At 66.9% G+C, this 18,372-nt stretch carries 22 protein-coding genes and 1 tRNA gene; 11 read left to right on the top strand and 12 right to left on the bottom strand.

Going from position 1 to position 18,372, the window contains the following annotated elements; translation table 11 throughout:
- Window positions 1–39 precede the first annotated feature (39 nt).
- The 5 genes from OJJ21_RS07935 to OJJ21_RS07915 all read right to left on the bottom strand — a co-directional run bounded on the left by OJJ21_RS07935 (window position 40) and on the right by OJJ21_RS07915 (window position 3,178).
- The gene (locus OJJ21_RS07935; RefSeq protein ID WP_297684879.1) at window positions 40–582 is read right to left on the bottom strand and encodes a hypothetical protein; all 543 of its coding nucleotides are present in this window, start codon (window positions 580–582) and stop codon (window positions 40–42) included.
- Between the two features lie 3 nt (window positions 583–585).
- Window positions 586–1,137, bottom strand: a complete 552-nt coding sequence (locus OJJ21_RS07930) for a hypothetical protein (RefSeq protein WP_297684877.1) — start codon at window positions 1,135–1,137, stop codon at window positions 586–588.
- A gap of 150 nt (window positions 1,138–1,287) precedes the next feature.
- Window positions 1,288–1,773, bottom strand: coding sequence for a 30S ribosomal protein S9 (rpsI, locus tag OJJ21_RS07925; protein WP_297684875.1), 486 nt, complete (start codon window positions 1,771–1,773; stop codon window positions 1,288–1,290).
- Window positions 1,773–2,240 (bottom strand): 50S ribosomal protein L13, encoded by a 468-nt coding sequence (rplM, locus tag OJJ21_RS07920; protein WP_297684873.1) that lies wholly within the window; start codon window positions 2,238–2,240, stop codon window positions 1,773–1,775. The genes rpsI and rplM overlap by 1 nt, the downstream gene beginning before the upstream one ends.
- A 521-nt stretch (window positions 2,241–2,761) precedes the next feature.
- Window positions 2,762–3,178: a PaaI family thioesterase gene (locus OJJ21_RS07915; protein ID WP_297684871.1), complete on the bottom strand. Its 417-nt coding sequence runs from the start codon at window positions 3,176–3,178 to the stop codon at window positions 2,762–2,764.
- Between the two features lie 143 nt (window positions 3,179–3,321).
- Here OJJ21_RS07915 and OJJ21_RS07910 point away from each other — a divergent pair.
- A tRNA-Asn gene (locus tag OJJ21_RS07910) sits at window positions 3,322–3,396 on the top strand.
- A gap of 80 nt (window positions 3,397–3,476) precedes the next feature.
- On the opposite strand, the gene OJJ21_RS07905 is transcribed toward OJJ21_RS07910, so the two are convergent.
- Together OJJ21_RS07905 and OJJ21_RS07900 are read right to left on the bottom strand one after the other, a co-directional pair.
- On the bottom strand, window positions 3,477–3,701 hold the full coding sequence (locus OJJ21_RS07905; protein ID WP_297684869.1) for a DUF2798 domain-containing protein: 225 nt from the start codon (window positions 3,699–3,701) through the stop codon (window positions 3,477–3,479).
- A gap of 31 nt (window positions 3,702–3,732) precedes the next feature.
- Window positions 3,733–4,218, bottom strand: coding sequence for a DUF2938 domain-containing protein (locus OJJ21_RS07900; RefSeq protein WP_297684867.1), 486 nt, complete (start codon window positions 4,216–4,218; stop codon window positions 3,733–3,735).
- Between the two features lie 84 nt (window positions 4,219–4,302).
- On the opposite strand from OJJ21_RS07900, the gene OJJ21_RS07895 reads away from it, so the two are divergent.
- Window positions 4,303–4,725, top strand: a complete 423-nt coding sequence (locus tag OJJ21_RS07895) for a helix-turn-helix domain-containing protein (RefSeq protein ID WP_297684865.1) — start codon at window positions 4,303–4,305, stop codon at window positions 4,723–4,725.
- 24 nt (window positions 4,726–4,749) lie between these two features.
- On the opposite strand, the gene OJJ21_RS07890 is transcribed toward OJJ21_RS07895, so the two are convergent.
- A complete protein-coding gene (locus tag OJJ21_RS07890) occupies window positions 4,750–5,388 on the bottom strand; it encodes a DUF5074 domain-containing protein (RefSeq protein ID WP_297684863.1) in 639 nt (212 codons plus the stop codon).
- Window positions 5,389–5,426: 38 nt separating this feature from the next.
- Complete coding sequence (locus tag OJJ21_RS07885) at window positions 5,427–6,650, bottom strand: helix-turn-helix domain-containing protein (RefSeq protein WP_297684861.1); 1,224 nt, start codon at window positions 6,648–6,650, stop codon at window positions 5,427–5,429.
- Window positions 6,651–6,900: 250 nt separating this feature from the next.
- On the opposite strand from OJJ21_RS07885, the gene OJJ21_RS07880 reads away from it, so the two are divergent.
- Genes OJJ21_RS07880 through OJJ21_RS07870 form a run of 3 tightly spaced genes read left to right on the top strand, consistent with a single transcriptional unit; the run spans window position 6,901 to window position 9,182 of the window.
- Window positions 6,901–7,701, top strand: a complete 801-nt coding sequence (locus OJJ21_RS07880; protein ID WP_297684859.1) for a DUF899 domain-containing protein — start codon at window positions 6,901–6,903, stop codon at window positions 7,699–7,701.
- Window positions 7,702–7,733: 32 nt separating this feature from the next.
- The gene (locus OJJ21_RS07875; RefSeq protein WP_297684857.1) at window positions 7,734–8,504 is read left to right on the top strand and encodes a DUF2182 domain-containing protein; all 771 of its coding nucleotides are present in this window, start codon (window positions 7,734–7,736) and stop codon (window positions 8,502–8,504) included.
- A gap of 51 nt (window positions 8,505–8,555) precedes the next feature.
- Window positions 8,556–9,182, top strand: a complete 627-nt coding sequence (locus tag OJJ21_RS07870) for a LysE family translocator (protein ID WP_297684855.1) — start codon at window positions 8,556–8,558, stop codon at window positions 9,180–9,182.
- A gap of 60 nt (window positions 9,183–9,242) precedes the next feature.
- On the opposite strand, the gene OJJ21_RS07865 is transcribed toward OJJ21_RS07870, so the two are convergent.
- Window positions 9,243–10,016 (bottom strand): SDR family oxidoreductase, encoded by a 774-nt coding sequence (locus tag OJJ21_RS07865; RefSeq protein ID WP_297684853.1) that lies wholly within the window; start codon window positions 10,014–10,016, stop codon window positions 9,243–9,245.
- Window positions 10,017–10,175: 159 nt separating this feature from the next.
- Between OJJ21_RS07865 and OJJ21_RS07860 the strand changes: the two genes are divergently transcribed.
- From OJJ21_RS07860 to OJJ21_RS07835, 6 genes are all read left to right on the top strand, one after another.
- Window positions 10,176–10,619 (top strand): helix-turn-helix domain-containing protein, encoded by a 444-nt coding sequence (locus tag OJJ21_RS07860; RefSeq protein ID WP_297684851.1) that lies wholly within the window; start codon window positions 10,176–10,178, stop codon window positions 10,617–10,619.
- Window positions 10,620–10,719: 100 nt separating this feature from the next.
- Window positions 10,720–11,610: a response regulator transcription factor gene (locus OJJ21_RS07855; protein ID WP_297684849.1), complete on the top strand. Its 891-nt coding sequence runs from the start codon at window positions 10,720–10,722 to the stop codon at window positions 11,608–11,610.
- A gap of 106 nt (window positions 11,611–11,716) precedes the next feature.
- Window positions 11,717–13,201: a deoxyribodipyrimidine photo-lyase gene (locus OJJ21_RS07850; RefSeq protein ID WP_297684847.1), complete on the top strand. Its 1,485-nt coding sequence runs from the start codon at window positions 11,717–11,719 to the stop codon at window positions 13,199–13,201.
- A complete protein-coding gene (locus tag OJJ21_RS07845; RefSeq protein ID WP_297684845.1) occupies window positions 13,198–14,526 on the top strand; it encodes an FAD-dependent oxidoreductase in 1,329 nt (442 codons plus the stop codon). The genes OJJ21_RS07850 and OJJ21_RS07845 overlap by 4 nt, the downstream gene beginning before the upstream one ends.
- Complete coding sequence (locus OJJ21_RS07840; RefSeq protein WP_297684843.1) at window positions 14,523–15,374, top strand: DUF1365 domain-containing protein; 852 nt, start codon at window positions 14,523–14,525, stop codon at window positions 15,372–15,374. The genes OJJ21_RS07845 and OJJ21_RS07840 overlap by 4 nt, the downstream gene beginning before the upstream one ends.
- Before the next feature lie 29 nt (window positions 15,375–15,403).
- Entirely contained in the window at window positions 15,404–16,780 is a 1,377-nt protein-coding gene (locus OJJ21_RS07835; RefSeq protein WP_297684841.1) for a cyclopropane-fatty-acyl-phospholipid synthase family protein, read from the top strand.
- Between the two features lie 11 nt (window positions 16,781–16,791).
- Here OJJ21_RS07835 and OJJ21_RS07830 read toward each other — a convergent pair whose 3' ends face one another.
- Window positions 16,792–17,556, bottom strand: a complete 765-nt coding sequence (locus OJJ21_RS07830) for an SDR family NAD(P)-dependent oxidoreductase (protein WP_297684839.1) — start codon at window positions 17,554–17,556, stop codon at window positions 16,792–16,794.
- Window positions 17,557–17,560: 4 nt separating this feature from the next.
- On the bottom strand, window positions 17,561–18,265 hold the full coding sequence (locus tag OJJ21_RS07825; protein ID WP_297684837.1) for a ChrR family anti-sigma-E factor: 705 nt from the start codon (window positions 18,263–18,265) through the stop codon (window positions 17,561–17,563).
- Window positions 18,266–18,372: the final 107 nt, after the last annotated feature.

Genomic DNA, 18,372 nt, shown 5'->3' with positions numbered 1-18,372 from the left:
AGCAGGGCGTTGCGCCGACTCGGACGCGGCGTACTGATGTCAGGCCGGCGGCGGCGGCTCGGCCGGCGCCTCGCCCACAGTCACCACGACGAAGCCGCGATGGCGCGGCAGCAGGCGATCCATCAGCGAGCGCGCCTCGGCCTGGTTTTCGGCCGCCACCACATAGAGCCGTCCCTGCCCCCACTGCCCGGCCGGTTCGATTTCGGACAGGTCGGCGCCGAGGCTGGGATGGCGCGCGGAGAAGCGCCAGGAGCGCGCATACATGTCGCGGCTTTCCATCGGCACGGCGGTATAGGCGAAGGGATATTCGGTGCTGTCGAGCCGGCGCTTCAGCCCGTCGCATTCGTCCTGCATCTGGGTGAACTGACGCCGCGCCGAGGCAATCGCCGGCCGCTGCTCGGCGATGGCGCGTTCGAGCTGTTCCAGCCGCATCGAGAGTTCATGCTCGCCCTGGCGTCGCATGGCCTTTTCATACTCGGCGCGGCGATAGCCCATGCGGGCACGATCGACCACGATGGCCAGCGCCAGGCCGAACAGCAGCAGCGCGATCAGCGCCGCCAGCGCGGTGAGCAGCTCCGCCATCGCTCAGGCCTCGTGCCAGAAGACTTTGCCGGCGAATTCACGGCTGTCGATCATCTTGGTGCCATCGCCGACCCAGTTCGCCGCCAGTGCCTGCGCCGCTTCCATATTGCCGGCCCAGACCACCAGCCGCACGCGGCGCTTGCCGCCCATCGCGGTCGGCACCGAGGCCAGCCCGGCAAAGGGCATCACCGCGGCGGGGCCTTCGATGCGGAAATAGAAGCCCGGCGTGCCCGGCGCCGGATAGCCGGCCTCCGCCACCAGGTTGTTCTGCCGGTCGGCGAGACGGCGTTCCTGGTCCTGCAGGTTGGCGCGGTCCTTCATCAGCATGGCGAGATCGGCATCGAGCTGCGCCTTCTCGTCGCGCAGGGCGGCGAAGTCGGTGCGGCGCCGGCTGTAGTCGCTCTGCATCTGCGCCTGGCGCGTGGCATCGCCGGGGCCGCTGCCGCTGCCGTAGAGCTGGTAGACCGCGGCTTCGATATAGCCGGCGAGACCGCCGGCCGCGAGCAGCACCAGCATCGCCGGCACAACCAGAAGCAATGCGTCTTCGGCATCCATCGCGAAACTCCGTTTGCGCTGCAATTCTAAAGCGTTGCAGTCGTTTCAGCCATAGCACCGCTGGGCGATGCATACATCCTTAAAAAAAGCAAAAAGGCCGGAGCTTGCGCCCCGGCCCTTTCATCCGCCGCCAGATGACAGCGAGTCTTATTAGCGCTTCGAGAACTGGAAGCTGCGGCGGGCCTTCGGCTTGCCGTACTTCTTGCGCTCGACCACGCGGCTGTCGCGGGTCAGGAAGCCCTGGGCCTTCAGGGCCGGACGGAGCGTCGGCTCGAAATAGGTCAGCGCCTTGGAGATGCCGTGACGCAGCGCGCCGGCCTGGCCCGACAGGCCGCCGCCGACGACGGTGGCATAGATGTCGAACTGGCCGCTGCGGTTGGTCACCACCATCGGCTGGGCGAGCAGCATGCGCAGCACGGGACGAGCGAAGTAGTCGTTGCTCTCCTTGCCGTTCACGGTGAACTTGCCGGTGCCGGGCTTAATCCAGACGCGGGCGATGGCGTTCTTGCGCTTGCCGGTGGCGTAGGCGCGGCCGTACTTGTCGAGCTTGCGCTCGGCGGGAGCGGCGGCAGTGGCGGCCACGGCGGCCTGGGCGTTGCCGAGGCTCAGATCGGCGAGCGTGCGGGACTCAGCCATTAGTCGTTCCTCTTGTTCTTCGGATTGAGCGCGGCGACATCCAGCTTCACCGGCTGCTGTGCCTCATGCGGATGCTGGGCACCCTTGTAGACCTTGAGCTTGGTGAGCTGACGGCGAGCCAGCGGGCTCTCCTTCGGCAGCATGCGCTCGACGGCCTTCATGATGACGCGCTCGGGATACTTGCCGGCCAGGCCTTCGCCCAGGGTGCGACCCTTGATGCCACCCGGATGACCGGTGTGCCAGTAGAAGACCTCATTCGCGGCCTTGCGGCCGGTGAGGCGAACCTTCTCGGCATTGATGACGATGATATTGTCGCCGGTATCGCAGTTCGGCGTGAAGATGGCCTTGTGCTTGCCGCGCAGACGCATGGCGATCAGGGAGGCAAGCCGCCCCAGCACCAAACCGTCGGCGTCGATCAGCAGCCACTTCTTGTCCACTTCGGACTCTTTGGCGGTGAAAGTCTTCATCTGACGTCCTGACAGAGTAGTAAAATCCCGCCGGACAGCCGGCGGGCGGATCGGGGCGCACTATGAGGATTTTTCGCGTGCTGTCAAACAGGTTCTGGCCTTAGAAATCAACATCTTAGATAGCGGTATTATGATACCATTGTCCAGGATCATATAAAACAAAGACTTAACAACTTTATCCTCATTCCCGCGACAGCGGGAATCCAGCTTATTTATCGAACCCGGGTTTTAAGACTGGACTCCCGCCTTCGCGGGCGCGACGAAACCTCAGAAAAACGTTCGTTCCGCTTCGTTTGGGTTCGTTGCGGTTCGTTCGGTGCTCGTTTGGCTTCGTTGCGGTTCGTTTGGCTTCGTTCGGGTTCGTTTCGCTTCGTTTGAGTTCGTTTCTGCTCCTGCGGGTTTACGGATGCCGGCCCTGCACGCAGAGAACGATATAGGAACAGCTGGTGCCGGGGTCAAGCCCCCTGCCCGGCTTACCGCGTCTGTCCTCTTGGGCCAGTCCTCAGCCTTTGGACCTGTCCTCAGCCTTTGGGCGGAATCGCGTAGGTCATCACCGCATGCGCCACCGGTTCGTCCACCCCGGCCGAATACAGCGTGATCTCGATGATCGCCAGCGTCTTGCCCAGTTTCAGCATGTCGGCTTCGGCGCTCAGCTCGCCCAGGCCCGGCTTGCGCAGGAAGTTGATGTTGAGGTTGGTGGTGACCGCCAGCGCCACCGGGCCGATCAGGCCGAGCAGCAGCAGATAGGCGGCGCAGTCGGCCAGCGTCATCATCGCCGGGCCCGACACCGTGTTGCCCGGCCGCAGGTTCTGCTCGCCGATCGGCATGGCCAGCCGCAGCGTCGCGCCGTCCCAGTGTTCGATTCGAAACTGCTGCGCCCGCATCTGCGGAAATTCGGTATCGAGAAAGGCGGCCAGTTCGGCCCGGGTCATTTTCATTTTCGCGGCTCCCTCACCTTCCGCTTAGCATCTGGCGCGCAAAGGGAAAAGCCGGTTTGACGGGCCGCAAAACCGGTTGCGGAATTTTTGCGGACAGGCCTTGCGGTCGGGGGCCTGGGTGGCTAGGTTGCGCGCCGCACTGGTCCCAGGTAGCTCAGTGGTAGAGCAGGCGGCTGTTAACCGCCCGGTCGGGGGTTCGAATCCCTCCCTGGGAGCCATTCTCCAAGACATCGCCAGACATGCAAGCGCAGCGCAAGCTGCGGCCGGAGACCATTGTCCGACCGCAGCCTGACCATGCTTATGCCCGCACCATCCCCTGCACGATCTTGCGCGCCACCGGCGCGACCACCAGCACGACCGGGAAAGCCACCAGCCAGGACGGCAGCCAGGCGCCGATCCAGAGAGTGAGAAAGCCATCGACCGGGCCGGCCGTGCGGACGGTGGCGATGCCCGAGACGATGAAGGACATCAGGGCGGAGAGCACAAAGCCGAACACGACGGGAGCGAAACGCGGGGAGATCATTGTTCTTTCCTTTCAGGTTGGGGAGAGCGAGTCACAGCGCCGCCATCAGCCGTGCGGCGAGATAGAGCCCGGTGCCGAACACCAGATGGGTGATCAGGCTGCGCAGCCGCGCCGCCGTCGGATCGGGGGTGCGCGATGACGCGATGCCCATGCCGAAGGCCGGCTGCATCACGAAATACGGCGCGGCAACGGTGACCAGCCCGGCCAGCAAAGCCGGCGCCGGCGTCGGCGTTGCCAGCCAGTCGGCGCCACGGATGGCAACGAGGCCGGCGGCGAAGGCGATGCCGATGGCGTAATGCGCGGCCCAGCCGAGCAGCACCTCGCCCGCCACCGGCGCCGACTTGCCGATGCCATCGTGGCGGAAACGGCCGCGCGGCAGGTGGCCGAGCCAGCGCCCGACGAAGCGATAATCCAGTCCGGCCACGCCATAGACCCGCCGCAGCAGCAGGCCCCAGGCATCCATCGCCAGCGTGGCGCCCGCGCCCACCGCCGCGACCTGTAAAATCGTATCCAGCATCTTGAAATTCCTCTTGTGCAGTTGTGATGTTGGGGTAGCCTACGACTTCAAGTTCACTTGAGGTCAAGAAGGAATCTCTTTGGCATGCAGTTGCTGGATATCGCGGAAGTCTCGGCCCGGGCCGGCGTGCCGGCCTCGGCGCTGCGCTTCTATGAGGAGAAAGGCCTGATCGCCTCGGTGGGGCGGCGCGGCCTGCGGCGCCTGTTCGAACCGGTCGTGCTGGACCACCTGGCGCTGATCGCGCTGGGGCGGCTGGCGGGATTCAGCCTGGAGGAGATCGCCGGCATGTTTTCGCCCAACGGCCGCCTGCGCATCCGGCGCGAGCAACTGGTCGCCAAGGCGGACGAGCTGGATGAGACCATCCGGCGGCTGACGGCGATGCGCGACGGGCTGCGCCACGCCGCGGTGTGCAAGGCGCCGAGCCATCTGGAATGCCCGAGTTTCCGGCGCCGGCTGCGCGCGGCCGGCAAACTCAGCCGCGCGCACAGAAAAAAGACGTCGCGCTAGCAGGATGCCGGCGCGCCGTCGCCGTTATGCCCGCTTCGGCCGGCGCACCGCCCGCACCTTGCCGCTGTTGCCGCCGCCGCAGAAAAAGCGGTCGGCACCGTCGGATTCCAGTCCCGACACGCCGGTGCCGGCCGGCATCGCGATGCTTTCCAGCACCTCTGCGGTTTGCGGATCGATCCGGCGCAGTTCGCTTTCGTCGGCCTCCCAGGTGCCGTGCCAGAGTTCGCCGTCGACCCAGGTGACGCCGGTGACGAAACGGTTTGACTCGATGGTGCGCAGGATGGCGCCGGTCTCGGGGTCGATCTGGTGGATCCTGCGCGCCTGATACTCACCGACCCAGAGCGTGCCTTCGGCCCAGGCCATGCCTGAATCGTTGCCGCCGCCAGGCGCCGGGATGGTGGCGAGCACCTCGCCGGTCTGCGGGTCGATCTTCTGAATGCGGTTCTCGGCGATCTGGAACAGGTGCCTTCCGTCGAAGGCGGTGCCCGCATGCCCGGCAACATTGAGCGTGCGCTGCGTCTGCCCGCTGTCCGGATCGATGGCGTTGAGCGTGTCTCCGGCCGCGAACCAGACATTGCGGCCGTCATAGCTGACGCCATGCACGGCCTCGACGCCGGGATAGGGACCGTATTCGCGGATGATGTCGGCGGTCGATCGTTTCATGGGTCTGTCCTCCTCGCTGATCGTGTCATGCCGTCATCCTAATGATTGGGCAGAGGCGTCGGGAGTAACAAAGCCGTCGTGAATCCCGGGATCGGCGGCGTCATCCAGCGGCGTGCCCGGCCGCGGCCGAAGGACTGCACCTTGCCGGCGGCGGCCAGCGCGTCGAGCGCCCGCTGCACGGTGCGCGGACTGGTATCCAGCGCCAGCGCCAGCGCCGAACTCGACCATGATTCGCCATCGGCAAGAAACGCCAGCACCGCCGCATGCGGCTCCTCGACCGGCGGCGCCAGCACGATGACCTCGCGCGCCCGGCACGGCGCCAGCGCGAAGCCGGCTTTGGTGGCGTTCACCCCGGCCACGGACCGCAGCTCCATGCGCAGCCGTCCGATCTCGACCCGCAACCGCGCGCGATGCGAGTCATCGGCATGTTTCGCGCCGAAGGCTTTCGCGAGCAGCACGGCGCGCGGCACATCGGCCGGCCAGGCTTCGGCCAGCGCGCGGACCAGCGCGAACAGGACCGGCCGCGTCGCCAGCGAGACCGTCCTGCCGGCATCGCGCAGGACATAGCGGCAGGCATCCACCACCAGCGCTTTGGATGTCTGCAGCGCCTCGACCTCTTCGAGCAGGAGCGGACGCTCGGCGCCGCCACGCGCGATCAGGCGTGCCGCCGGCATATCCAGCACGCGGAAGGCGGTTTCGACTTCGGTTGCCAGCGCGGGAATGCCGGCCTGCTGCGCGGCCCGCGCCGCACGGCCGAGGGCGGCGCGCGCTGCCCTGGTCTGCAGGCGGCGCAGCGCGATCCCCGCCACCACCATCTCATGCGCGGCGCGCAGGGCGGGCGGCAGCAGCACCGGATCGAGCCGGCCGATCAGATGCTCGGCTTCGTCGAGGCGCCCGATCAGCAGCAGGCGCCGGATCTCGAGATAGCGCGCATGGGCGGCGTTGGCCTGGTCGCCATGCGCTTCCAGCGTCGCGCGGGCCGCATCCAGCGTCTTCGCCGCCCAGCCGAGGTCGCGCGCGGCCAGCGCGATCTCGGCCTCGGCGACGACGCACCGGGCCCGGGCCACGGGTTCTTTCGCACCGAAGGCACGCGCCGCGCCGCGCAGCAGGAGTTTCGCGCGGGCGAAATCGCCAAGCTGCGCCATGGCGATGCCGCGCAGCGCCAGGGCCGGCGCGTCATCGCGCAGGGCAACGCGTTTCAGCGCGCCGAGCGGATCACCGCCTGCCAGCGCCCGCGCCGCCGCCGTGATCAGCGAATCCATTGCAGTCCCGACACACTGTGACTCCCGGCTGTCGCGTCCGATGCCAGTCTATCCGTCCTCCGCCAACCAGACTATCGCGAACACGCGCACGATCCCGCTGCGGCCTGGCGCCGGCGCCGCGGAAACGGAATCGCGACACACTTGTCACTCCCTGCCCTGCGCCGCGCGCTCCTAGTCTTCTCCGCACACCGACCGGCCTGTCGCATCGAAAAACGCTGCGCATGCCGGCGAACCCAGAGGAGACAGACCCATGACCACACATATCACCGGCACCCGCGAAGACTGGCTGGCCGCGCGGCTCGAACTGCTGAAAGCGGAAAAGGAGCTGACGCGGCGCAGCGACGCACTGGCACGGCAGCGCCAGGACCTGCCCTGGGTGCGCGTCGACAAGGCATACCGGTTCGAGACCGAAGCCGGCAGCGCCACGCTGGCCGACCTGTTCCAGGGCCGCTCGCAGCTGCTGGTCTATCATTTCATGTTCGGGCCCGACTACACGGCCGGCTGCCCGTCCTGTTCGATGATCGCCGACGGCTTCAACGGTTTCGCCACGCATCTGGCCAACCACGACGTCACGCTGACGGCGGTGTCGCGCGCGCCGCTGGCCAAGCTGCAGGCCTACAGGCAGCGGATGGGCTGGACTTTCCCCTGGGCCTCGGCGCTGGTCAGCGACTTCAATTTCGACTTCAACGTCTCCTTCACCGAGGAGCAGCAGCGCAAGAACGACATCGACTACAACTACGACCGCGGCCGCCAGACGATGAAGGCAACCGTGATTCCCGACGCTGTCGTCAGGATCGCGGCGGTCTGCGGCACCGATGTCGCCACCTATTCGCGCGACCGGCCGGGCATGAGCAGTTTCGTGCTGGAAGATGGTGCGGTCTACCACACCTACTCGACCTATGCCCGCGGACTGGACAGCCTGTGGGGGTCGTATCAGTGGCTCGACCGCGCGCCAAAGGGCCGCAACGAGGCCGGCATCTGGTGGCGTCGCCATGACGAGTATGACCAGCCGGCGGCAAAGACGCGCCCCGCCGCGTCATGCTGCGGCTAAGCCAGGCAACCGGCAGGGTCCCGCGCGGCAGCATGGCCGCACGGGACTCCCGGTACGCCGCCTTCTTCGGCATCATGGCACTGCTGTTCGCCGGCAGCGCGACGGTGACGGCGATGTGGTGCCTGTCGATGGCGACAATGGGCGAGATCCCGATGGCCGGCGGCTGGACCATGTCGATGGCCTGGATGCCGATGTGCGGCCAGAGCTGGGCCGGCGCCGCCGCATCTTTCCTCGGCATGTGGGTCGTGATGATGGCGGCGATGATGCTGCCATCGCTGGCCCCGACATTGTGGCGCTGTTACCGGGCCGGCGGCGGGGCGCGGCCGACCGCGCTGGCCGGCGCGGGATATTTCTTCGTATGGGCCATGGCGGGCCTGGCGATTTTCCTGCTGGGCGCCGCGCTGGCGGAGAGCGCCACGCAGTGGCCGGCGCTGGCGCGCGCCGTTCCGGTCGCGGCCGGCATGGTCGTGCTGATCGCCGGCGCGGTCCAGTGCACCGCATGGAAGGCGCGCCACCTGGCCTGCTGCCGGCAGGCACCGGCGGGCATCGGCACGGCCTGGCATCAGGGCCTGCATCTGGGCCTGCGCCTCGGCCTGCACTGCCTCCGCAGCTGTGCCGGCCTGACCGCGATCCTGCTCGTCATCGGCGTCATGGACCTGCGCGCGATGGCCATCGTCACGGCGGCCATCACCCTCGAACGTCTCGCCCCGGCGGGCCCGCGCATCGCGCGCGCCACCGGCGGCGCCGCCATCGCGGCCGGATTAGGCCTGATCGTCCTGCGCATCGGCCCGGGCGGATTGTAGCGATACATCTCCGCCCTTGCCTTCGCGCCACGCGCCGAACCAAACTCGCGCATGCCCGACGATATCAATCTCCCCCTGATCCTGCTGGCCGCGCTGATGGCCACGTCCAGTCCCGGCCCGGCCACCGTGACCATCGCCGGCACCTCGATGAAAGCCGGCCGCAAATACGGCCTCGCCGTCGCCACCGGCATCAGCACCGGATCGCTGATGTGGTCGACGGCGGCCGCCTTCGGGCTCGGCGCCATCATGCTGGCGAATGCCTGGCTGTTCGAACTGCTGCGCTATTGCGGCGCCGGCTACCTGATCTTTCTCGCCGTCAAATCCGCCAGGTCGGCTCTGACGCCGGGCGACATCGAACCGGGAGGCCTGGCGAACCCGACGTGGAAACGCGCCTACGCCGCCGGGCTCGGCCTGCACCTGACCAATCCGAAGCCGATCCTGTTCTTCGGCTCGCTCTATGCCGTCGGCGTGCCGGCCCATGCCGCGCCGGCGACGCTGCTGGTGATCATCGCCGCCGTCGCGCTGCAGAGCACGCTGGTTTTCCACGGCTATGCGCTGCTGTTTTCCAGCCCGCCGGTGGCGCGCGGCTATATGCGGCTGCGCCGCTGGTTCGAGGCGACATTCGCGCTGGCCTTCGGTTATGCCGGGGTCAAACTGCTGACCACCCGGCTGCAGTAGCCGCCCGCAAAAAAGAGGGGCCGGCCGGCCCCTCTTCTCCGCACGATCTCGTTGTGGCGCTCAGCCGCGAAACACCGGTCCGCCGACCGGCGAACCGTTGCTGCCGCCATCGACGAAGAGTTCGGCGCCGCTGACATTCGAGGCGTCGTCGGAAGCGAGGAACAGCACGGTCTTCGCGATCTCCTCCGCCTCGCCCAGACGCCCGAGCGGGATGATGCCGGCCAGGCGCTTTTCCAGCTGAGTCATCGCCTCGGGCGTCGGCGCCGCGCCATTCCAGATCGGCGTGCGGGTGGCGCCGGGCGAGACGACATTCACGCGGATGCCGCGCGGCGCCAGTTCGGCGGCCAGCACGCGGCTCATGCCGCGCACGCCGGCCTTGCTGGCGGCATAGGCCGATGACCCGGGCGATCCCAGCTGCGACATCACCGAGCCGTTCAGGATGATCGACGCGCCGTCGTTGAGATACGGCGCTGCCGCCTGCACGGTGAAGAAGACGCCGGTGATGTTGGTGCGCAGGATCTGCTCGAAAACCTCGAGCTTGCTGCCGCCCAGCGGCGTGCTGCCCGGGATGCCCGCATTGGCGAACAGGATGTCGAGCCCGCCGAAGGCCTTCACGGCCGATGCCACGGCCTGCTCGGTGGCGGCGATATCGGTGGCGTCGGCCTGCAGGGCGATCGCATTGGCGCCCAGCGCGGCCAGAGCCGCATCCAGGGTGGCCTGGTTGCGGCCGGTGATGGCGACGCGGGCACCCTCGGCAATGAAAGCTTTGGCGGTGGCCAGGCCGATGCCGCTGTTTCCGCCGGTGATCAGCGCCGTCTTGTTCTTGAGCCTCATGGGTCTCTCCAGTCCGGTTATTGGTTTAATAATGCAACTATACTTGCTGTGTAGACCTGGTAGTTTTATGATGCAACCGATCAGTGAACCCGCCTCGTGACGGGGGCACAAATTGGCCGGCCCCGATCCATTGGTGGGCCAGACCTCGCGAGGAGAACCATGCGGCGCACCAGCCTGGACGATGCGGACTGCCCGGTGGCACGGGCGCTGGATGCGGTCGGCGACTGGTGGTCGCTGCTGATCGTGCGCGACGCCTTTTTCGGCCTGCGCCGCTTCGGCGAATTCCAGAAAAGCCTCGGGATGGCCAGGAACATCCTGACCGTGCGGCTGCGCGGCCTGGTGGAGAGCGGCATCCTGGACGCCGTGCCGGCGGCGGATGGCGGCGCTTACAAGGAGTATGTGCTGACAGCCAAGGGCCGCGACCTGTTTCCGGTTCTGGTCGCCCTGCGCCAGTGGGGCGAGGCCCATCAGTTTCCCGGGGAAGCCTGCAGGATCGAACTGGTCGACCGCGACAAGGGCGCGCCGGTCCAACCGCTGGAGTTGCGCGCCGCCGACGGACGCCGACTCGCCGGCGCCGACACCCTGATCCGGACGCGTGCCTGATTTGCGGTTTTCAGCCTCAACTTAAGTTGAATTTCAGGCAGCGCCTCGTTTCTTTTGCGAGCCGATCCGCTACAATACGCGCTGTACGGGAGAAGCAGCCTTGGCGGAACCTTCAATCAACTTTCTCGACGAGCGCGCGGACCGACGCGACGACACGCGCCCGCCGGGTGGTGGCGGTGGCGGCGGCCCGACGGGCGGCAGCGACCGGCGCAACTGGAAAGTGGTGATCGTCGACGACGAGCCCGATGTCCATTCGCTGACCAAACTGCTGCTGCGCAATTTCAACTACCGCAAGCGCGGCCTCACCTTCCTCAGTGCCTACTCCGCCACCGAGGCGCGCGACGTGATGCGCGACAATCCCGACACCGCCCTGGTGCTGCTGGATGTGGTGATGGAGACCGAGCATGCCGGTCTGGCGCTGGTGGATTTCATCCGCACCGACCTCAACAACAAGTCGGCGCAGATCGTGATCCGCACCGGCCAGCCGGGCCAGGCCCCGCCGCTGACCGTGGTGTCGAACCACGGCATCAACGATTACAAGGAAAAGACCGAGCTGACGCAGCAGACCATGATCCTCACCGTGGTGAAGGCACTGCGGCTGTATGAGGAATTCCTGCCCAGCTATATCGCCGCCGCCAAATTCGCCAATCTGGCCGAACGCGCCAGGGCCGGCGCCGATGATCGTGAATTGCTGCGCAGCCTGCGCCATGAACTCGATGCCGCCGATGACGGGGCCGCGCGGCCGCCGGCCGCCAGCGAGCCTGCCGATCCGCGCCTCGCCGCGCTGACCGACCGCGAACGCGAAGTGCTGAAATGGGTCAGCCAGGGCGATTCAAACAAGGCCATCGCCATCCGGCTCGGCGTTCAGGAAGTCACCGTGAAGGCGCATCTGCGCCAGATCTTCACCAAGATGCAGGTGTTCAACCGCACCCAGGCTGCCTCGCTGGCACTGCGCCTGCTGGAGCGCGACGGCGAAACCCCGCTGCGCTGACCATCAACCCCGGGGTGATCCACCCCGCCGCGCCTTGCGTATCAAATGATGAACGCCGCACGGTCAGTTCCGGTGGATGCGGCAGCAGCAGATACGGCCTGGCAGAATGTCGCCTCTTTCATCCGCGTTGTCTCCGGTTGTGGTCTGGTTCCGCCAGGATCTGCGGCTGAACGACAATCCGGCCCTGGCGGCAGCCGCGGCGAGCGGCCGGCCGGTGCTGGCGCTCTATATCCTCGACACGGCAACCACGGCCTGGGCGATGGGCGGTGCCACACGCTGGTGGCTGCATCACAGCCTGGTGCAGCTCGGCGCCGATCTCAAGCAACGATACGATATCGGGCTGATCCTGCGCCGCGGCGATCCGGCCACGATCCTGCCGGCCCTGCTGCGCGAAACCGTCACGGAAACCGTGCACTGGAACCGCTGTTACGAACCGGCGGCGATTGCGCGCGACAGCGCCCTGAAAACGGCGCTGAAAGACGACGGCATCGCAGTCGAGACGCATAACGCCGCCCTGCTGTTCGAACCCTGGACCGTGCAGACCCAGGCAGGCGGCTGGTTCAAGGTGTTTTCGCCGTTCTGGCGTGCCTGCCGCGCGCGAGGCCCGGCCGCGCCGCAGCGCGCGCCGCAAAGCGTGACGCGCTGGCCCGAGACCGTCGACAGCGACGCGCTGGACAGCTGGGCCCTGCTGCCGACGGCGCCCGACTGGGCCGGCGGCCTGCGCGCGCGCTGGACCCCCGGCGAAGCCGGCGCCGCTGCGCGGCTGCAGGCTTTCATCGAGCATGACCTGATCCAGTATGCCGATGGCCGCGACCGGCCGGATCTCGACTGCACCTCGCGCCTGTCGGCCCATCTGCAGTTCGGCGAGATCGGCCCGCGCCAGATCTGGCAGGCGGTGCAGATGGCCGTGGAGCGCGGCGGCGCCGGACTTGCCCATAATGCCGAAAAATTCCTGAGCGAACTCGGCTGGCGCGAATTCTGCCATCACCTGCTGTTTCATTTCCCCACCCTGCCGCAGCAGAATTTCCGCGCCGGTTTCGATGCCTTTCCGTGGAATCCCCGTGCAGATCACGTCAAAGCATGGCAAGAGGCCCGCACCGGCTATCCCATCGTCGATGCCGGCATGCGCCAGCTCTGGCAGACCGGCTGGATGCACAACCGGGTGCGCATGATCGCCGCCTCCTTCCTGATCAAGCACCTGCTGCAGGACTGGCGCAAAGGCGAAGCCTGGTTCTGGGACACGCTGGTGGATGCCAACCTGGCCAACAATGCCGGCGGTTGGCAGTGGGTGGCCGGTTCGGGCGCCGATGCCGCGCCGTATTTCCGCATCTTCAATCCGGTGCTGCAGGGCGAAAAGTTCGACCCGCAGGGCGCCTATGTGCGGCGCTGGCTGCCGGAACTGGCGGCGCTGCCCGATAAATACATTCACAAGCCATGGTCGGCACCGGAGACGGTGCTGAATCAGGCGGGGATTGTCCTCGGCCGCGACTATCCGCGGCCGCTGGTCGATCACGATACGGCGCGCAAGGCAGCACTGGCAGCCTTCGCCGCTTTGCGCAATGATGCAGCCGAGGCAGCGGGGGCTGAATGACGACAGTCGCGGGGGAGCGGCGGCAACGTATCGCCGTGATCGGGGCCGGCATCGCCGGTCTGGGCACAGCCTGGGCGCTGTCGAAACGCCATGACGTCACCGTCTTCGAGGCCAATGCCACTCCCGGCGGCCACAGCAACACCGTCGACGTCGATTACGATGGTGCCAGCATCGCCGTCGATACCGGTTTCATCGTCTTCAACGACTGGAACTACCCCAACCTGCGCCGGCTTTTCGCACAGCTGGATGTGCCCTCGATCAAGAGCGACATGTCCTTCGCGGTTTCGGTCGGCCAGGGCGAGTCCCGGGGCGCGCTGGAATGGAGTGGCGACACACTCTCCACGCTGTTCGCGCAGAAGCGCAACCTGCTGCGGCCGAGTTTCCATCGCATGTGGCGCGACATCCTGCGTTTCAACAAACGCGCCATCGCCGATCTGGCGGGCGGCCGCATGGCCGGCCTGAGCCTGGGCGACTATCTGGCGCAGGACCGCTACAGCGACAGTTTCATGCTGGATTACCTGCTGCCGATGGGTGCAGCGATCTGGTCGGCGCCGCTTGCCGAGATGCTCGCCTTCCCGGCCGAGACCTTTGCCAACTTCTTCAAGAATCACGGCCTGCTCAGCGTCAACGACCGACCGCAATGGTATACGGTGCAGGGCGGCAGCCGCGAATATGTGAAGCGCCTGATCGCCGATGGCGATTTCGCGCTGCACCTGCATACCCCCGTTCATGCCGTGCACCGCGAAGCGGTCGGCGTGACCGTGAGCACCGCCGGCGGCAGCCAGCATTTCGACCAGGCAGTGCTCGCCTGCCATGGCGATCAGGCGTTGCGCCTGCTGGATGACGGCGCCACCGCCACGGAACACAGCATCCTGTCCGCCTTCCGCTTCCAGCCCAACCGTGCCGTGCTGCATCGCGATGTCGCGCAGATGCCGCGACGCCGCAGCGTCTGGGCCAGCTGGAACTATCTGTCCGAACAGCGCCGCGACCTGCAGCGCCGCGTCGGCCTGACCTACTGGATGAACAGGCTGCAATCGATCGACGACAGCCGACCGCTGTTCGTGACCATGAACCCGATTGTCGAGCCGCGACCCGATCTGGTGTTTGCCGAATTCGCCTACGAGCATCCGCTGTTCGACCGCCCCGCCATCGACGCGCAGGCGCGGCTGCATGAGATTCAGGGCAAGGACCGGCTGTGGTTCTGCGGCGCCTGGTGCAAATACGGCTTCCATGAGGACGGCTTCAGCGCCGGCCTGCAGGTGGCGCAGGCGCTCGGCGTCCGGCCGTTCGATGCGGCAACCAGCCTCCGGGATGCGGCTGAATGATGGACGCCGCCATACCGCTGCCACCTGAAACTCTGCCAGAAACTCTGCCAGAAACTCTGCCTGGCGCCAGCCTGTACTGGTGCCGGGTGGTGCATGAGCGGCTGCTGCCGTTCAAACACAAATTCACCTATCGCGTCTTTTCGCTGCTGCTCGATATCAACCGGCTGCCGGCGATTGCCGCCAACTCGCGGCTGCTGCGGCACAACCGCTTCGGCCTGGTCAGTTTCCACGACCGCGACCATGGCCCGCGCGACGGCGCGCCGCTGCGGCCCTGGGTGGAAGCGGCACTGGCCCGCGAAGGCCTGCAGGAAGCGGCAGCGCAGATCCGCATCTTCTGCTTCCCGCGCCTGTTCGGATATGTGTTCAATCCGCTCAGCGTGTTCTTCTGCTACGACGTGCGCAGCCGCCTGCGCGCCGTGCTGTATGAGGTGAAGAACACCTTCGGCGACCAGCATGGCTATCTGATCGAGGTGCCGCTGAACCGCAACAGCGGACCGGTGATCGAGCAGAGCGTGGCCAAGCGCTTCCATGTCTCGCCCTTCCTGCCGATGGACGGCGACTACCATTTCCGGCTGCTGCCGCCGGGCGACAAGATCGGCATCCTGATCCGCCAGCTGGCGCCGGGCGGCGCCTTGCAGCTGCTGGCGACGCAGACCGGCCGCCGCGAAGACCTGACCGATCACAGTCTGTTGAAAGCCGTCATCCGGCATCCGCTGATGACCGTAAAAGTCATAGCCGGCATCCACTGGGAGGCGCTGCAGCTCTGGCGCAAGGGCGCGGCCTTTTTCGGCTGGAGCCCGCCGCCGCGCGATGCGGTGTCGCCGGGCCGGCCGATGATCGACGAATAGCCGGTGCGAGACTGACGGGAGCGGATTGCATGACTGAAGCCTTTGCCGATCGCACCACGGCGCTGGACCGGGCAGCCGACATTGCCATGGATGCCGCGCGCGATGCCGCCGCCGAAGTGATGGCGCATACAGGCCTCGGGGCCATCCCCGGTCCTCATGCCGCCACTTCCGAACCGCTGCTGCTCAAGTCCGCGCAGGATGCACTCCGCCTGCACAACGTGCCGCGCTGGACCCGCCTGATGCTGTCGCTCGCCGCCCGTGTCAGTCACGGCAGCCTGACCATCACCCTGCCCGACGGCCGCGCCGTGCAGGCGCGCGGCCCGCATCCCGGCCCCGATGCGCGGCTGGACATCAATACGCATCGCCTGGCGAAGCGGCTGCTGCTCGGCGGCAACCTGGCGGTCGGCGAAGCCTATCTCGATGGCGATTTCGACTGCCCGGACCTGGCCGCGCTGACCGAATGGGCCTGCCGCAACAGCGATCTGGATTCCACGCTGATGGGCAAGCCGTGGCTGCGCCTGCTGCGCCGGCTTGGTTTTGCCCTTGCCGCCAACAGCCGGCGCGGCAGCCGCCGCAACATCGCCTACCATTACGACCTCGGCAACGATTTCTACGGCCAGTGGCTCGATCCCTCGATGACCTATTCCGCCGCGATCTGGCGCGACACAAACGAGACGCTGGAACAGGCACAGCTGAACAAATACCGGCGTCTGGCCGGCGACGTGCTGCGGATCAGACCGGATCAGCGCGTGCTGGAAATCGGCTGCGGCTGGGGCGGCTTCGCCTGCCTTGCGGCACGGGAATTCGGCGCCCGCGTGCATGCCATCACCATCAGCCGCGAGCAGCATGATTACGCCCAGCGCCGCGTGCAGCAGGCCGGACTGACCGACCGCGTGCAGATCGAGCTGCGCGACTATCGCGACCTGACCGGGCAGTATGATGCCGTCGCCTCCATCGAGATGATCGAGGCGGTGGGCGAGAAATACTGGCCGCGCTATTTCGGCCAGTTGCGCGACCGCCTGATGCCGCAGGGCCGCGCCGGCATCCAGGCCATCGTGATCGCCGACCGGTATTTCGAGGACTATCGCGGCACCATGGATTTCATCCAGGCCCATATCTTTCCCGGCGGCATGCTGCTGTCGCCCGGAACGGTGCAGCGTCAGGCCGCAGCGGCCGGCCTGCAGATCGCCGATACGTTCAGCTTCGGTCGCGACTATGCCCGCACGCTCAATCTGTGGCACCAGAGCTTCGAGGCGGCCTGGCCGCAGATTCGCGCGCTGGACAGCCGCAAGCTGGCTTTCGACGAACGCTTCCGTCGCATGTGGCGCTACTACCTCGCCTATTGCGAGGGCGGTTTCAACGCCGGCACCATCGACGTGCTGCAATACGGTTTCACCCGGTCATAAATCTTCCCGGGTTAGATCCCGGTGAGGCGGCGCACCAGCGGGAAATACAGGCCGTACGGCAGCAGCCGCAGCAGCTTCATGATCCAGGCGAAGCGGCGCGGGAAGACGATCTCGAAATCCGTGCCGGTTTCCAGCGCCTGCCACAGCCGCCCGGCCGCGGCCTCGACCGGCATCAGGAAGGGCATCGGAAAGGTATTGCGATCGGTCAGCGGTGTTTTGATGAAGCCCGGCGAAATCAGCCGCACGTCAATGCCCCGGCCCTGCAGATCGAGTTTCAGCGCCTCGGCCATGTTGATCAGGGCCGCCTTGCTGGCGCCATAACCGGCCGCCGACGGCAGGCCGCCATAGCCGGCAAGCGAGGCATTGATCGCCACCATGCCGGCGCCGCGCCGCAGCAGCGCGGGCAGCACGGCATCCAGACTGTTGGCCACCGTCATCACATTGCTGTCGAGCAGCAGGCGCACATCATCGGCGCTGAAGCGCGTGCCCGGCGTCGGCTTGTGCGTGCCGGCATTGAGCACCGCAAGGCGGATCGGGCCGAGATCGGCCTCAATGCGCGCGACGACGGCGCGGGTGGCGGCCAGATCGGTCAGGTCGGCGGCAAAGGCATGAAAACGTCCGCCGGCGCCGCGTGCTTCGTCCGGCAGGCTGTCGAGGGTTTCGCGCCGGCGCGCCGTGCCGGCGACGATGGCGCCGGCACGCAGGTAGCGCAGCGCCAGCGCACGGCCGATACCGGAGCCGGCACCGGTGATCCAGACGACACCGTTTGCCGTCATGATGCTAGGCGGAGAGTCTGGCCCATTGATTCAGCAGCCATCCGAAAGAGCCGCTGAAACGCAGCGGCGCGTCAGTCACTGCGAGACAGATGCAGGGGCCGTCTGCCATGGCAACCGGGCGATGCTCGATACTGCCATCGGCGATCTCGACATCGCCGCGGCGGAAGGCGTCATTCCCGGCGGTATAGCCGCCGCTGAGCACCAGGGTCATTTCATTGCCGGCATGGGTGTGCATCGGCAGCCCGGCACCCGGCGCGACCCTGAGCAGGCTGACCATGCCGCCGCTCGTCTTGCGCATCGGCAGGGCATGGGACTGCAGGCCGGCGCCGCTCCAGCGCCAGCGGATGGCATCAATACCGGTGGCCAGATAATCGCGCAGCGGTGCCGGGAGGCCGTCCTTTGCCGGTGCCCGCACAGCCGGCGCGGCGTCCTGCGGGCCGAGCCTGGCGGCCACGGCGGCAAAGCCGCCTGCGCTGACCGGCTGCGGCGCAATCTCCTCGAGCATGGCGCCGGCGGTCGCCTCGATGGCGGCCAGTTCGCGGCGGCAATGGGGGCACAGCGTCAGATGGCAGGCCACCACCAGCGACCACGGCTCGGCCAGGGTGCCGGTAGCGTAATCCAACAGCAACTCGGCCGGAATATGATGCGCCGGTCCCTGCATGGAACCGCGGGGCGAATCGGGATAAGCGGCCAAATCGGTCACAGCCATGGTCTTTGCGAAGTTCCGGTCTCTGGATTACACCGTAATGTACGTATCCATTTGCAATCTGGATCAATCCCCGGACCGGTCAAGCCTGCCAGCCATGGTGTATTTTT

Origin of the sequence: Ferrovibrio sp. (assembly GCF_025869515.1) — a bacterium.
Lineage (GTDB): Bacteria > Pseudomonadota > Alphaproteobacteria > Ferrovibrionales > Ferrovibrionaceae > Ferrovibrio.
This window is presented reverse-complemented; position numbering and strand designations above follow the sequence as displayed.